Source organism: Dactylosporangium sp. NPDC051541, from assembly GCF_044454505.1.
Classification (GTDB): domain Bacteria; phylum Actinomycetota; class Actinomycetes; order Mycobacteriales; family Micromonosporaceae; genus Dactylosporangium.
In genome coordinates this window covers 172076-186965 of sequence record NZ_JBITDU010000011.1, presented here as the reverse complement: position 1 = coordinate 186965, position 14890 = coordinate 172076, and the positions used below count along the sequence as shown (strand labels likewise).

At 71.4% G+C, this 14890-nt stretch carries 9 protein-coding genes and 1 pseudogene; 4 read left to right on the top strand and 6 right to left on the bottom strand.

Features of this window, described 5'->3' with window-relative positions; translation table 11 throughout:
- Positions 1–18 precede the first annotated feature (18 nt).
- Positions 19–849, top strand: coding sequence for a lysostaphin resistance A-like protein (locus tag ACIA8L_RS39120; protein WP_395912585.1), 831 nt, complete (start codon positions 19–21; stop codon positions 847–849).
- On the opposite strand, the gene ACIA8L_RS39115 is transcribed toward ACIA8L_RS39120, so the two are convergent.
- Positions 837–1838 carry an SMP-30/gluconolactonase/LRE family protein gene (locus ACIA8L_RS39115; RefSeq protein ID WP_395912583.1) on the bottom strand — a complete coding sequence of 334 codons (1002 nt, stop codon included), beginning with the start codon at positions 1836–1838 and terminating at the stop codon, positions 837–839. The two genes, ACIA8L_RS39120 and ACIA8L_RS39115, sit on opposite strands and share 13 nt — an antisense overlap.
- A 25-nt stretch (positions 1839–1863) precedes the next feature.
- Complete coding sequence (locus tag ACIA8L_RS39110; RefSeq protein WP_395912581.1) at positions 1864–5529, bottom strand: family 78 glycoside hydrolase catalytic domain; 3666 nt, start codon at positions 5527–5529, stop codon at positions 1864–1866.
- Between the two features lie 213 nt (positions 5530–5742).
- Here ACIA8L_RS39110 and ACIA8L_RS39105 point away from each other — a divergent pair, with 213 nt between their 5' ends.
- Together ACIA8L_RS39105 and cphA are read left to right on the top strand one after the other, a co-directional pair.
- Positions 5743–6576, top strand: coding sequence for a cyanophycinase (locus tag ACIA8L_RS39105; RefSeq protein ID WP_395912579.1), 834 nt, complete (start codon positions 5743–5745; stop codon positions 6574–6576).
- Positions 6566–9232 carry a cyanophycin synthetase gene (cphA, locus tag ACIA8L_RS39100; protein WP_395912577.1) on the top strand — a complete coding sequence of 889 codons (2667 nt, stop codon included), beginning with the start codon at positions 6566–6568 and terminating at the stop codon, positions 9230–9232. Before ACIA8L_RS39105 ends, cphA begins: the two co-directional genes overlap by 11 nt.
- 40 nt (positions 9233–9272) lie before the next feature.
- On the opposite strand, the gene ACIA8L_RS39095 is transcribed toward cphA, so the two are convergent.
- Positions 9273–10895, bottom strand: a complete 1623-nt coding sequence (locus tag ACIA8L_RS39095; protein WP_395912575.1) for a cytochrome bc complex cytochrome b subunit — start codon at positions 10893–10895, stop codon at positions 9273–9275.
- 112 nt (positions 10896–11007) lie between these two features.
- Complete coding sequence (locus ACIA8L_RS39090) at positions 11008–12057, bottom strand: hypothetical protein (protein ID WP_395912573.1); 1050 nt, start codon at positions 12055–12057, stop codon at positions 11008–11010.
- A gap of 128 nt (positions 12058–12185) precedes the next feature.
- On the opposite strand from ACIA8L_RS39090, the gene ACIA8L_RS39085 reads away from it, so the two are divergent.
- Positions 12186–13802, top strand: a complete 1617-nt coding sequence (locus ACIA8L_RS39085) for a sigma-70 family RNA polymerase sigma factor (RefSeq protein WP_395912571.1) — start codon at positions 12186–12188, stop codon at positions 13800–13802.
- Here the strand turns inward: ACIA8L_RS39085 and ACIA8L_RS39080 are convergent.
- Both ACIA8L_RS39080 and ACIA8L_RS39075 read right to left on the bottom strand, forming a co-directional pair.
- Positions 13792–14232, bottom strand: coding sequence for a hypothetical protein (locus ACIA8L_RS39080; protein ID WP_395912569.1), 441 nt, complete (start codon positions 14230–14232; stop codon positions 13792–13794). The two genes, ACIA8L_RS39085 and ACIA8L_RS39080, sit on opposite strands and share 11 nt — an antisense overlap.
- Before the next feature lie 205 nt (positions 14233–14437).
- Positions 14438–14740, bottom strand: a pseudogene (locus ACIA8L_RS39075) (RICIN domain-containing protein); the annotation flags it as partial.
- Positions 14741–14890: the final 150 nt, after the last annotated feature.

Sequence of the window (14890 nt, the reverse complement as noted above, 5' to 3'; positions counted from 1 at the left end):
GCGTCGATGCTTTGCGGCATGACAACCACACAGGTCCACACCGCCGCCGCCACCACCGCCGCTTCGACGCCGACCGCCGGGCCGGGCCGTATCGCCCGCCTCCTGCTCGCCGACCGGCACTCACTGCCCCTGACGACCGCGCTGCACCTGGTGCCCGGCGCGCTGATCGTGGCCGCCTACGAGGTCATCGCCGCGCCGTTCGTGAAGGCCATCCACTATCCGATCTTCTTCGCCTGGGCGATCGCGCTGGTCGTGGTGCTCACGCCGGTGATGGGCGGGCTGTTGTGGCTGGGTAAGCAGCGCAACGGGCGGTTCTCGTTGCGGGGGGTGGTCGCCTACACGGGGCGGCCGATCTCGCGGGGGAAGATCACGGCGCTGATCGCCGGGCTGATCGTCTGGATGACGGTCGTGTCACTGGCGCTGACGCCGTTGGACAGTTTCGTGTTCGAGCACTTCTTCACGTGGATTCCGTTCGAGGGGGCCGGGGGGAGCGCCACCACGTACCTCGACGGGTATTCGCACACGAGTGTCGTCGTCACCATGCTGATCAGCCTGCCGCTGACCGGGTTCTCGCTGCCGTTGATCGAGGAGCTGTACTTCCGCGGCTTCCTGCTGCCCCGCATCGCCCACCTGCGGTGGAAGGCGCCGGTCCTCAACACGGTGCTGTTCTCGGTCTACCACTTCTGGGCGCCGTGGACGGTCCTGTCGAAGCTGGTCTTCCTGTTCCCGGCCGTCTGGCTGGTGTACCGCAAGCGTGACATCCGCATCTCGATCGGCATGCACCCCGGCACGACCCTGCTGATGGCCACGCTCGGCACCGTCGCCATCATCCTCGGCTACACGCCGTGAGCCGGTTCACCGAGCGGGACCCACGCGAGGGCCCGCTCGGTGAGGCTGCCGAACCACAACGTCTCACCGGACTGGCGGACGCCGGTCAGCATCGGATAGCGGCCGGCCGGACTGTGCAATGTGCGCAGTACCGAGCCGGCCGCGTCCACTTGTGCGGCGATCGTGTGCTTGCCCGGCTGTGGCTGCATCCAGACCGGCAGGGCCGCGACGACTTTCCGGATGCCGGGGTACGGCAGCAGCCGCTCCGCGATCGCGACCCGCGGGCTGGCCAGGGCGATCCAGAACGTCCCGTCCCCCACCGACGACATGTTGTCCGGGTAGGCCGGCAGGTCGGCCAGCACCGTGGCCGCGCCGGAGGGCAGGGCGATCCGGGTCAGGCGGTGCGCGACCGTCTCGCAGACCAGCAGCGCGGACTCGTCCGGCGTCAGCGCCACCCCGTTGGGGAAGTACAGGTCCGTCGCCACGACCCGGGTGGTGCCGGACGCCGGGTCGAAGGCCAGGACACGGCCGTTCGGGCGGTGCTCCAGCAGGTCGCGGCGCCAGTGGGACAGCGGGAAGCGGTTGGAGGAGTCGCTGAAGAAGACGGTGCCGTCGGCGGCTATGGCGGCGTTGTTGCAGAAGAGGATGCCCGCGCTGGTCAGCTCCCGCAGGGCGCCGTCGGCGGACAGGCGGAGCAGGCCGCGGTACGCGTCGCAGATGATCAGGGAGTCGTCGCGGCTGTCGCATTCGATCCCCAGGGGACGGCCGCCCGTGTCGGCTACCTGGGTGAAGCCGTTGGAGTCATGGCGCCAGACCAGGCCTTCGGCAGTACCAGTGAAAAGGCTTCCGTCTGAAGTGACCGCAACGTCCTCGGGAGCGTGCTGGCCCGGCGGGAGCGGCACCAGGGTCGCGTCGTCGATTCGGGTGTCGGTCGGGGACCACGGACCGGTCAATGGCGGAGGTGTTGTGGCCGGGAGCTTCGCACCATTGATAAGCCGCGGGACACTCATCGGCTGAGTGTCCCGCGGCAAACCCTTATGCGGTAGCCGTGAACGTGTACGAGCCGGACGGGAGGTAGTAGGTTGCCGTTCCCGACGGGACGGCCTGGGCGGGGGCATTGATGGAGGCGGCGTTCGAGGTGGGGACCTTGACCGTGGCCGTGGCGCCGGCCGGGACCGTCACCCGCAGCGTGAGCGTGCCGCCGGCGATGGACCAGTCGCTGACCGCGCTGCCGTACGGCGTGTCGTACGACGACTTGGCCGAGGTCAGGCCGCCGCCCGGGATCGGGGCGACGGTCAGGGCGCTGTAGCCGGGTGCGGCCGGGGCGACGCCGCCGACCTGGCGGTACAGGAAGTCGCCGACCGAGCCCAGGCCGTAGTGGTTGAAGGAGTTCATGCCGGGGTCGTTGAAGGTGCCGTCGGTCCTGATGCCGTCCCAGCGCTCCCAGATCGTGGTGGCGCCCTTGGCGATCTGGTAGCCCCAGCCGGGGAAGCCGGGCTGGGTCAGGATCGTGTACGCGGTGTCGGCGTGACCGTTGGCGGCCAGCACCGGCAGCAGGTTCTCGACGCCCAGGAAGCCGACCGACAGGTGGCCGCCGGTGGCGTTGACCTTCGCGGCCAGCTTGTCCGCCGCCGCCTGGACGCGGTTGGCGGGCAGGAGACCGAACGCGAGGGCGAGGACGTAGCCGGTCTGGGTGTTGCCGCTGACGGTACCGTCGGCGGCCACGAACCGGTTCGTGAACGCGGCCGCGACCTGGTCGGCGAGCTGGCCGTAGGACGTCGCCTGGGCGGTGCGGCCGGTGGCGGCGGCCATGCGGGACACCAGCCGGGCCGACCACGCGAAGAACGCCGTCGAGACGACGTCCTGCGCCGTGTTGTCGTTGACGTTGAGCCAGTCGCCGTAGGTGGTCTGGTTGCGGATCAGGTCGGCGCCCGAGGTGTTCTTCAGGTAGTCGACCCACCGGGCCATGGCGTCGAAGTGATCGTTGACCACCTTGATGTCCCCGTACCGCTGCCACACGGTGTAGGGCACGATCACCCCGGCGTCGCCCCAGCCCGCGGTCCCGGCGCCGGCCGACACGCCCGGCGCGACATCGGTGAAGGCGCCGTCGGCGTGCTGGGCGTCGACCAGGTCGTCGGTGAACTTGTCGAGGAAACCGTGCACGTCGAGGTTGAACGTCGACGTGGCCACGAACGCGGCGATGTCGCCGGTCCAGCCGAGCCGCTCGTCGCGCTGCGGGCAGTCGGTGGGGATCGTCAGCATGTTGTCGCGCTCGCCCCACAGGATGTTCTTCGCGAGCTGGTTGAGCATCGCGTTGGACGTGGTGAACGTGCCCGTCTGGGCGCCGGTCTGCCAGGCCGCGCGGCCGGTGAGCGTGTCCGCGGTCGGGGTGAAGCCGGCCGGGAGGCCCGTCAGCTCCACGTACCGGTATCCGTGCACGGTGAACCGCGGCTCGTAGGTCTCGGTGCCGGAGCCGCTGAAGGTGTACCGGTCCGTGGCCGCCGCCCCCCGCAGGTTGGCGGTGTAGATCGTTCCGTCGGGGTTGAGGACCTCGGCGTGGCGGATCTGCACCGTCGTCCCGGCCGGTGCGCTCATCGTGAGGCGGTCCCAGCCGGTGAAGTTCTGGCCGAGGTCGAGCACCCACACCCCGCTCTGCGGCTGGGTGATGGCGACCGGGCGGAACTCCTGCTGCACGGTCACCCCGTTGTCGACCTGGGCGACCAAATTGGGCTTGGTGCCGCTGCGCACGGCGACGGCCGGCCAGGCGCTGTCGTTGAACGTGGGGCCGTCCCAGCCGGCGATGGCCGCGCGGGCGTCGTAGGACTCGCCGCCGTAGAGGTCGTCCGCCCGGATCGGACCCGTCGTCACCTTCCAGGTGTTGTCGGTCCTGACGGTCTGCGTGGTGCCGTCGGTGAAGGTGATGAGCAGCTGCGCGGAGTACCAAGGCTGCGTCCCGTAAATGGCGGTGCCCGCGAAGCCGACGTTCCCGGAGTACCACCCGTTGCCGACGTAGGCGCCGAGCGCGTTGGCGCCCTGGCGGATCTGCCCGGTGACGTCGTACTCCTTGTACTGCAGCCGCTTGTTGTAGTCGGTCCACCCCGGCGCCAGGACGTCGTTGCCGACCTTCGCCCCGTTGAGCCGGGTCTCGTGCAGGCCGAGCGCGGTGGTCAGCAGGCGCGCCGACGCGACCGCCTTGCTCACCGTGAAGCCCTTGCGCAGCAGCGGCGAGGGCTTGCTCACGACCACGTTGGAGCCCCACGGGCCGCTGCCGTAGGTGGCCAGGGCCTTGGCCGCGGGCCAGCCGGAGTCGTTGAAGCCGGTCGTGTTCCAGCCGCTCGGTGCGCTGTTGAACGCCTTCCAGGCGGTGTCGGTGCTGACCGTCTGGCCCGGGAGGAAGAGCTTGGCGATCATCCCGGCCGGCGACACCGTGGTGTTCAGCCCGGCGATGGCGATCGTGTTGGTGCCGGCCGTGAGCCGCCCGCCGAGGTCGATCGTGGCCGCCCGCTTCCACGAGTCGGTGACCCGCGGCGAGGAGCTGACCTGGACGCCGTCGACCCAGACGTCGGCCGTGTCGTCGCCGGTGACGACGAGGGTGGCGCCGGCGGGCGCGCTGCTCAGGGTGAGCGTGCGGCGGAAGTACCGGGTGGCCGCGGGCGCTTCGGTGGCGGGGTCGCCTTCGGGGTACCAGATCCAGGTCGCTCCGGAGACGTCGGCGTTGACGGCCGGCTGGCCGATGAAGTCTCCGGTCCACTCGGTGGCCGGCGCGCGCAGGGCGGTCTCGAACGACTGGGTCGCGCTCCAGGCGCCGGTCCGGCCCTGCGTGTCCCAGGCCCGCACGCGCCAGAAGTACTTCCGCAGGCTGCCCAGCGCCGGCCCGCCGTAGACGACCTCCACCTGGCTGCTCGACGCCACCCGGCCGCTGTCCCAGACGTCCGCGGTGTTGCCGCTGCTGGTGGAGACCTGCAGCTGATAGGCCCCCTGTCCGGCCGCCCCGGCCAGCTTCCAGCCGAAGCGGGGCTGGGCCGCGTCGATGCCGAGCGGGTTGACCGCGTGCTCGACTGTCGCACTGGCCACGCTCAGCGGTGAGGCGGCGGCGGTGTCGGGCAGCACCACGGAGCTGTTCCACGGTGCGGCGCCGTAGAGGCCGAGGTCGAGCGCGGCGGCCCACCCGCCGTCGCCGAACCCGGGCTGCTCCCAGCCGGTCGGGGCGCTCTGGGCCGTCTTCCAGCTGGCGTCGGTGACCAGATCGGCGGTGCCGCCGCTGGTGGTGACGTGCACGTGCCCGAGCACACCGGCCGGTCCGGCGGTGGTGTTTCGAGAAGCCAGAGCAATGGTGTTGGTACCGCTGGTGAGCGCGCTCTGCAGATCGACGTACACGGCGCTCTTCCACGAGTCCGTCACCCGCTGCGACCCGGCGAGGGGCTTGCCGTTCAGCCAGACGTCGACCGTGTCGTCACCGGTGACGACCAGCTGCGCGTCGCTGACACTGCCGGCCGCGACGGTGAACGTCTTGCGGAAGTAGCGGTACCCGGCGGGCACGCTGACGTGGGGATCGCCTTCGGGGTACCAGATCCAGTGCGAGCCGGTCAGGGCCACGGGGGTCGCGGCCTGGGCTTGTGTCGGTGGCGCCACGATGACGAGCGCCGCGGCGGTGATGAGCGCGGTGGCGGCCGCGCGTGTTCGTTGCTTGCTCGGGGGCATGGCGGGAGCTCCCTTGTTGTGTGAAACGTTTCATTAAAACGTTTCACATGCCAGTAGTGCGCTCACTGTAGTGAGACGGTTATCAATGCGCAATGGCGACGACCGCACATCCCCGACCAAGTACCGAACAAATTCGAAACCCGATCCCGGCAAACCACGGACGCCCGGCACGGTCGGTTTGCAAGATGTAGGGGTTGTTGGGAGCGAGGTGGGATGCCCGGAAAGCTGCTCGTCATCGGGGGCGCGGAGAGTCACGACGCCGGCGACGACGAGATCCTCGAGCGCTTCGTGCTGCTCGCGGGCGGGGGTGAGGCGCACCTCGTCGTGATCGCCACGGCGAGCGAGAGCCCCGGTGCGCGCGCGAAGGAGTACGCCGAGGTCTTCCACCGGCTCGGGGCCCGGCGCGTCACGGCGCTGCGGCTCGAGTCGCGCGAGGACGCCAACGGCGACCTGGCCGTGGCCGCCATCGAGCGGGCCACCGGCGTGTTCTTCACCGGCGGCGACCAGCTGCGGATCACCACCGTGGTGGGCGGGACGAAGGTCGACCGGGCACTGCACGCGCGGCTGGCCGAGGGCATGATCCTGGCCGGCACCAGCGCGGGCGCCGCGATGATGTCCGGCACCATGATCCTTGGCGGCAGTCTCGCCAGCGTGAGCACCAGCAGCGTGCGGACCGGCCCGGGCATGGAGTTCCTGCCGGGCGTGCTCATCGACATGCACTTCGCCGAGCGCGGGCGGCTCAACCGGCTGCTCAGCGCCATCGCCATGTTCCCGCACGAGCTCGGCCTCGGCATCGACGAGAACACCGCCATCCTCGTCGACGGCGACGTGTTCCAGGTGCTCGGGCGCGGCACCGTGACCGTGATCGACGCCGGGCAGGCCCGGGACATCCAGTGCCCCGCGGCCGGGTCGGGCGGCTTCGCCGGCGAGCCGGGCGGCCCCATCGCGCTGTACGGCGCCCAGCTGCACGTCCTGCCGGCCGGGCACCGGTTCGACCTGACCGAGCGGGCCCCGAAGAGGAAAGCGGAAGAGGATCATGCGTATTGAACACAGCCGCCGCCTACGGGGGCCGAACCGGTACCTCGCCCGCCCCGTCCAGGTCACCCGGGTCCTCCTCGACGACCTCACCGGCCGCGAGACCTGCGACTTCCCGGGCCTGCCGGAGCGCCTCCTCGAGCTGCTGCCGGGCCTGGCCGAGCACCACTGTGCGGCGGGGGCGCCGGGCGGGTTCGTCAAACGGCTGCACGGCGGCACCTACTTCGGCCACACCGCCGAGCACATGGCGATCGAGCTGTCCAACCTCATCGGCCGCGCGGTCAACTTCGGCCGCACCGTCGGCACCGAGGACCCCTCCGCTTTCGACGTCCTCATGGAGTGCCCGCTGGACGAGCCCCACGAGTCCGACTTGCCGGTTGCCCTGCTGAATATGGCCATCTCCCTCCTGCTGCCGCTGGTGCGTGGCGACGCGCCGCCCGCCCTCGACCTCGGGGACCTGCGGCGGCAGTACGAGCGGGAGAAGCCGGGCCCGTCCACCGCCGCCATCGCCGAAGCGGCCCGCGCGAAGGGCATCCCGGTCGAGCGGGTCGGCGATCTGAGTCTGCTGCGGCTTGGCTACGGCCGCCACCGCCGCCTCGTCTGGGCCGCCCTCACCGACCAGACCTCGGCGATCGGCGTCGACATCGCGGGTGACAAGGAGCTCACCCGCCGCCTCCTCGAAGACGCCGGCATCCCGGTCGCGACCGGCGGCCCGGCGACCACGCCGGACGAGGCGGTGCGCCGGTTCGAGGAGCTCGGCGCCCCGGTCGTCGTCAAGCCGCGCGGCGGCCGGCAGGGGCGGCACGTGTACCTCGAACTCGGATCGGCCGACGCGGTCCGGGCCGCGTTCACCGCCGCGACCGCGGACGGCGGGGACGCCGTGGTCGAGCGCCAGGTCGAGGGCCGCGACTACCGGGTGCTGACCGTCGGCGGCGAGATCATCGCGGCCGCCGAACGCGTCGCCGCGCACGTGATCGGCGACGGCCGCACCGACATCGCCGGCCTGATCGCGCGGGCCAACGAGGACCCGCGGCGCGGCGACGGCCACGCCCGCGCGCTCACCCGGCTCGCGGTAGACGAGGTCGCCGCGACGCTCCTGGACCGCCAGGGCCTCACGGTGCACGACGTGCCGGCCGAGGGGGCGACGGTGTGGCTGCGCGACAATGCCAACCTCTCTACGGGCGGCACCAGCGTCGACGTCACCAAGCTGGTCCACCCGTCGGTCGCCGACCTGTGCCGCCGGGTCGCCGGCCTGGTCGGGCTCGACATCGCCGGCATCGACCTGCGGCTGCCCGACATCGCCGAGGAGCTGCCCTTGCGCCGGGGCGCGGTGATCGAGGTCAACGCCGCCCCCGGGCTGCGCATGCACCTGGACCAGCACGACGTGGGCGCCGCGATCGTCGACGCCCTCTACCCGGCCGGCACCCCGTCACGGATCCCGATCGTGGCCATCACCGGCACCAACGGCAAGACCACGGTCGCCCGCCTGACCGCCCATCTCCTGGCCGGCGCCGGCCTCCGCGTGGGCGTGACGACCACCGACGGCGTGGTGGTGGGCGGCCGCCTGATCCAGCGGGCCGACGCGACGGGCCCGCGCTCGGCGCGGGTCGTCCTGGGCGACCCGACGGTGGACGCGGCGGTCCTGGAAACCGCCCGCGGCGGCCTGCTCCGCCAGGGCCTCGGCTACGACTGGAGCGACGTCGGCATCATCACCAACCTGTCCTCCGACCACGTGGGCCAGGACGGCATCGAGAGCGTCGACGAGCTCGTCGACCTCAAGTCGGTCGTGGCCGAGCGGGTCCGCGCCGGCGGCGCCGTGATCCTCAACGCCGACGACCCCCGCGGCAGCGAGCTCGACTTCCCCGGCCGCGAGATCATCTGGTGCTCGCTCGACCCCCGCAACCCGCTGGTCCGCCGCCACTGGGACTCCGGCGGCCGTGCCTACCTCCTGGCCGACGGTTGGCTGGTCGAGCTGTCCGGCCGCCGCTGGATCCCCCTGCTGGCCGCCCACGAGCTGGGCGGCGGCTTCGGCGGCGCCGCGCGCCACCTGGTCGCCAACGCCCTGGCCGCGACCGCCGCCGCGAGAGTCCTGGGCGTCACCACGGCCCGGGTGGCCGAACGCCTGCGCACCTTCGGCGCCAACCCCCTCGACAACCCCGGCCGCGGCACCCTCCTGCGCTGCGGCGAGGTGGACGTGCTGGTCGACTACGCCCACAACCCGGCCGCGATAGCCGCCGTGAGCGATCTGGTCGAGCGGGTGTGGGGCTACGACCGCGCGGTAGCGGCGATCACCCTTCCCGGCGACCGCCGCGACGATCTGCTCCGCGAGTCAGCCACCGTCGTCGGCGCCCGCTTCACCCGCGTGGTCCTCTACGAGGACGCCGACCGCCGCGGCCGCACCCCGGGCGAGGTCCGCGGCATCGTCCACGACGAACTGCTGGCGGTCGCTCCGCAAACGCGGTGTGTCCGGGTCGACACCATCGAGGAGGCCATACCGGCCGCGCTGGCCATGACCCGCCCGGGCGACGTCCTGCTCCTGCTCTACGAGAAGATCGAGCCGGTCCTGGCGCTGCTCGAAGCCCACGGCGCCCGCCACACCGGCGAACTGCCGCGGCCCGCCGCCGATCCGGCCGGCACCATGCCGCTCCTGCAGAGCGCGGACCGCTGAGCCCGGCCCGGCGCCGGGCCGTCTCCGCACCGCCGTCGGCTCAGTGCGGCGCGGTGACCCGCTCGGGCTCGCTCTCCTCCGCGAGCTGGCGGGGTGCGGGGCGCCGCGGCGCGGGCGCCTTCTCCACCGGGTAGAAGAAGCCCTTGACCGTCGGGGCGAGGGCGCCGATGCGGTTCATCTTCTTCGGCACGACCCAGCCCGCGTAGTCCAGGCCGTGGTGGCCCTCGCCGTCGGCCGACGGCAGCGGCTGGTGGATCTCGATGAAGCGGCCGTCGGGCAGGCGCCGGATGATGCCGGTCTCGACGCCGTGGGCCAGGACCTCGCGGTCGTGCTGCTGCAGGCCCAGCGCGATGCGGTAGGCCGCGTAGTAGGCCAGCGGCGGGATGATCAAAATGCCGATGCGCCCGGCCCAGGTCATCGCGTTGAGGCTGATGTGGAACTTGTCGGCCAGGACGTCGTTGCCGCCGGAGATCACCAGCACGATGTAGAACGAGATCGCCATGGCGCCCAGCGCGGTGCGGAACGGGTTGTCCCGCGGGCGCTGGAGGAGGTTGTGGACGGCCTTGTCCTTGCTGAACCGCGCCTCGATGAACGGATACAGGATCGGCAGCATGACCAGGATGCCGGGCAGCGCCACGGTGGGCCAGAAGACCGCCGGGATGGTGTAGCCGTCACCCCAGCCGAACAGGTCGAACCTGATCTCCCAGGCCGGGAACAGCCGGGTCGACCCGTCGAGGAACATCATGTACCAGTCGGGCTGGCTCGCCGCCGACACGACCGCGGCCTTGTAGGGGCCGAACAGCCAGATCGGGTTGATCTGGAACAGCCCCGCCAGGGCCACGATCATGGCAAAAACGATCATGAAGAAGCCGCCGGCCTTGGCCGCGAAGCCCGGGAACATCCGCACGCCGACCACGTTCTCGTTGGTCCGGCCGGGCCCCGGCCACTGCGTGTGCTTCTGCTTCACCAGCAGTCCCATGTGGACGGTGATCAGCGCGAGCAGCGCACCGGGGAGGAGCAGCACGTGCACGATGTACAGCCGGTCGAGAATCACCTCACCGGGGAACTCCCCGCCGAACAGCGACGTGGTTATCCAGGTGCCGACGATCGGGATGGAGAGCAGGATCGCCGAGGCGATCCGCAGGCCCGTGCCGGACAGGGCGTCGTCCGGGAGCGAGTAGCCGGCGAAGCCCTCGAACAGCCCGACCCAGAAGAGCAGCAGGCCGACGATCCAGTTGGCCTCGCGCGGCTTGCGGAACGCGCCGGTGAAGAACACCCGGAACATGTGCACCACGATCGCGGCCATGAACAGCAGCGCGGCCCAGTGGTGCATCTGGCGCATGAAGAGGCCGCCGCGCACGTCGAACGACAGGTGCAGGGCGGTGTTGTACGCCTGCGACATCTCCACGCCGCGCAAGGGCGTGTAGGAGCCGTCGTAGACCACCTCACGCATCGACGGGTCGAAGAACAGCGCCAGGAAGATGCCGCTGAGCAGCAGCACGATGAACGAGTAGAGCGCGATCTCGCCCAGCAGGAACGACCAGTGGTCGGGGAAGACCTTGTTCAGCAGGCGGCGCAGCGGCGTCGCGGCCTGAAACCGCTCGTCGAGCGCACTGGCCGACTGGCCGGGAAGAGCCCGGACCTCGAACTTGCGTCGTGCCATGCCCGCTCCCCCGTACAGGTCCGCCAGTCATGCCGCAGCACAACCATCGTCCACCGCAATACGTAGCCTGTCTACCCTCCGGCCCGGGTGACCGTCCGGCGGCCCTAGGGCGTCAGGGGCGGGAGGTGGTGACGGCGTCGCGGCGGCCGGCGGGGACCAGGCTCTGGCCCGGGGTGATGACGACCTGGCGGGGCTGGGCGATCTGGGCGACGAGCAGGGTGCCGATCAGGCCGAACAGCGCGTAGCCGCCGAGGATGATGGCGGCTCGCTGGACGCCCGCCCCGGAGAAGTACACGATGCCGCGGATGGCTTCGGTGCCCAGGCCCGGTGGGAGCCACTGACCGATGGCGCGCCAGAACGGTGGGAGCAGCGGGGCCGGGTACGCGCCGCCGGCGCTCGGGTTGCCGAGGACTACGAAGAGCAGGATCGTGAGGCCGGTACCCACGAAACCGAATGCCGCCTGCAAAGCCATTGTGCAGCAGCCCGAGGCGAACACCAGCAGCGCGCCGAACCACCACAGTTGCGCGAGGTGGCCGTCCAGGGCGCCGAACAGGGAGCCGGCGATCAGCGCCCCGGCCACGCCCGACACGGCGGAGTAGACGGCCAGGGCGAGCAGGCGGATCACGGCGCGGTGCGGGTTGGCGGGGCGGGCGCCCTTGCTCATGCTGACGGCGAGCGCCACCAGGTAGCCGCCGACGACCCAGCCCAGCGCGAGGTAGAAGCCGGACAGGCCGCGGGCGTCGCCGAGGAGGGCCGGTTTGGCGTCCTCGGTGGTGAACGCCCGCTCCTGTGCGTCCTCGAGCGGGGTGATGATCTGCTGCAGGGCGGTGGCGACGCTCGCGCCCGCGGCGCCGGCGACGATGAGGCGGTCGGTGGCGTCGGTGTTGGAGACGATGAACGCCCCGTACACCTCCCGCTGGTCGATCATGCGGCGGGCGGCGTCCTCGCTGAACGCGGCCCGCGCGTCCAGGGGCTGGCCGGGCAGCCGATCGAGCTTGCCGACCAGGTCGTCGAGCGCCTCCGGGGGCGCGGCGACGGCCAGGGGTATGCGGTGCGGGGTCGGCTCGTGGAAGGCCCCGATGTAGCTGGCGATGAACGCCAGCTGGAGGGCGAGGACCGCGAGGACCAGCGCACCCGCGCGCGGCGTGACGCCGTCGCGCACTTCATGAAGAAATCCCGCTTTCACCACATTTGACGGTATCGTACGAGCGACTCCGGCGTGTCAGACTTGACCGTTTTGTCGGGCCGAAAAACTGTGATCGCCGCGCCCGTGGCGGCATCTACCCGAGCGTGCAGACGTCTCTCGTCCGGACGGCGCAGTGCGGCGACCGGGATGCGCTCGACCAGCTGCTCGCCCGGGTCATGCCCGGGGTGCGGAGCCTGGTCGGCCGGGCCCTCAACGGCCACGCCGACGCCGACGACGTGGTGCAGGAGGTGCTCATCCAGATCGTCCGGGGACTGCCGCGGCTGCGCGACCCCGAGCGGTTCCGGGCGTGGGCGGTGGCGATCACCAACCGGCAGATCCAGCTGTACCTGCGCACCCGCCGCCGGGACGCGCCGCGCCGGCAGGAGCTGGCCGAGGACCTGCCCGACCCGGGGCTGGACTTCGCCGAGCGGACCGCCGAAGACCTGGTCCTGACCGGGCAGCGGCAGGAGGTGGCCGAGGCGGCGCGCTGGCTCGACGACGACGAGCGGGCGCTGCTCGCGGTCTGGTGGCGGGAGGCGGCCGTCCGACACACCAGAAACTGCTCCAGGTGTACCGCGCACAGCGCCGGTCTGATCGCGCCCGAGCGACTGCTGCCCGGCCTGGTCGCGCTGCTGGCCGGCCTCAAGGCGCTGAGCGGCAAACACGCGGCCGCCGCGGTGGCCACGGCCGCCGTCCTGATCGGGTTCGCGCTCACCTTCCCGGTCACCACCCCGCGCGACCTGTTCGTCGCGCCGGACGGCGACGACGGCGGCGACGGCAGCAAGGACCGGCCGCTCGCCACGGTCGGCGCGGCGGCGGACCGGGTCCGGCCGGGCCGCACCATCTGGCTGCGCGGCGGCACCTACGCGCTGACGACCCCGATCGAGCTGCGCACCGGCGGCACCACGGACGCGCGGATCACCCTGGCCGGCTACGGGGACGAGCGGCCGGTACTGGACGGGTCGGGCCTGCCGGCGGACGCGTGGGTCGTCACGCACGAGGCCGACTACTGGACCGTCCGCGATCTGGAGATCCGGGGTGCGCGAAGCAACGCCTACGTCTGCCTCTCCTGCAAGCACGACACGTTCCTGCGGCTGTCGATCCACGGCGGATACCGCGCGGCGCTGCAGCTGCGTGGCGACGGTACCGACGGCAACCAGATCCTGGACGGGGACTTCTACGCCAACCGCGACCCCGCCCCGGGCACGCAGAACGGGCAGGGCATCGCGCTGAAGTTCGGCGGCGGCGCCGGCAACGTGCTGCGCGGCAACCGGGTCTGGTCCAACGCCGACAACGGCATCGACCTGGGCGAGTTCAACGGGGCGGTGACGCTGGAGCGCAACTGGGCCTGGAGCAACGGCGCGAACGGCTTCGCGGTCGGCGGCGGGAGCCCGGCCCCGGCCGCCGGGCACGTCCTGCGCACCAACCTGGCCTGGGACAACGGCGGGGCCGGATTTCAGGACGACGGCAACCCAGGCCCGCTGCGGCTGACCGGCAACACCGCTTGGCGTAACCGCACCGCCGGCTTCGCGCTGACGGCGGACACGGCCCGGCTCGACGGCAACCGGGCCGTCGGCAACGCGAAGCCGGCCACGCGGACCTGGTCGGCGGCCGAGCTGGCGACCCAGGCCGCCTTCCGCTCCACCGACCCGGCCACGGCACAGGGTGCCCGCCAGGCTGACGGCACCCTGCCCGTGACGGACTTCCTGACTACATCGTGATGTTGGCCTGGGGGCCGGAGTAGGTCTTGACCAGGGTCGGCACGTCGGCCGCCGGGTCGAGGGTGTACGAGTAGAACGAGTGCGGATCGAACGCCGAGCCCGACGTCTCCTTGCGGCCGGTGCTGTTGACCACGATCGAGCCGGACTGCTTCAGCTGCGCCGTGCTGTCCGGGTAGTACGGGTTGTTCACGTGGTCGAAGTAGCTGTTCTCCAGCACCATCTTCGTGCTGCCGCGCGAGTAGTTGCCGTAGCTGGAGATGTTCTGCAGGTAGTTGTTGTAGAGGTGCGCGTAGGCGAGGTTGTCGGCGCTGGGGTTGCGCTGGTTGTTGTCGTGCAGCCAGTTGTGGTGGATCGTCATCCGGGCCGTCACGTTGTCGGTCCAGCCGATGCCGAACACCTTGTTGTGGTTGCCGAGCTGGTTCCACGACACCGTACTTCAGCAGGTCCGCGTAGTTCGACACCGTCACCGTGGTCCCGCCGGCCCCGCCGGTCGTCCCCTGCGCGAACCCGTCCGCGGTGTTGGACCAGGTGCGCCCGCCACCGCCGGTGGTCGGCCCGGACGTCGGGCCGCTGACGTAGTTGAACGACCACTGCATCCGGGCGACGTCGGCGCAGGTCTCCTGCACGATCGGGTTGTTCCCGGCCGTGGAGCCGTCCTTGTCGGTCACGCACAGGCCGCTCTGCGCGCTCTTGATGATGTACTTCCCGGCCGCCGCCGTCGACGCGGTCAGCTGCCACGTCTGGTTGGCGCTGGCGCCGCACGTGTACTGCCACAGCTGCGTGCCCGACGTCGTCGACGAGCTCGGGACGTCGACACACTTGCCGCTGGCGACGCTCGTCAGCCCGTAGGCACCGTTCTGCGCCACCACCTTGAACTGCTGGTTGGCGCACGCGACCTGGACCAGCAGGTCACCGTTCGCAGTGCCCGAGCCGCTCACGGCGAGGCACTTGCCCGACGCACCCGCGGCCAGGGTGTAAGTTCCGCCGGCCACCGGGGCGACGGCCGCCTCTGATGGCCAGGCGGTGACCGCGACGACGGCCACCGGCACCGCCACGAGGACCGCGAACAGTCCGACTCGACGTTTCAC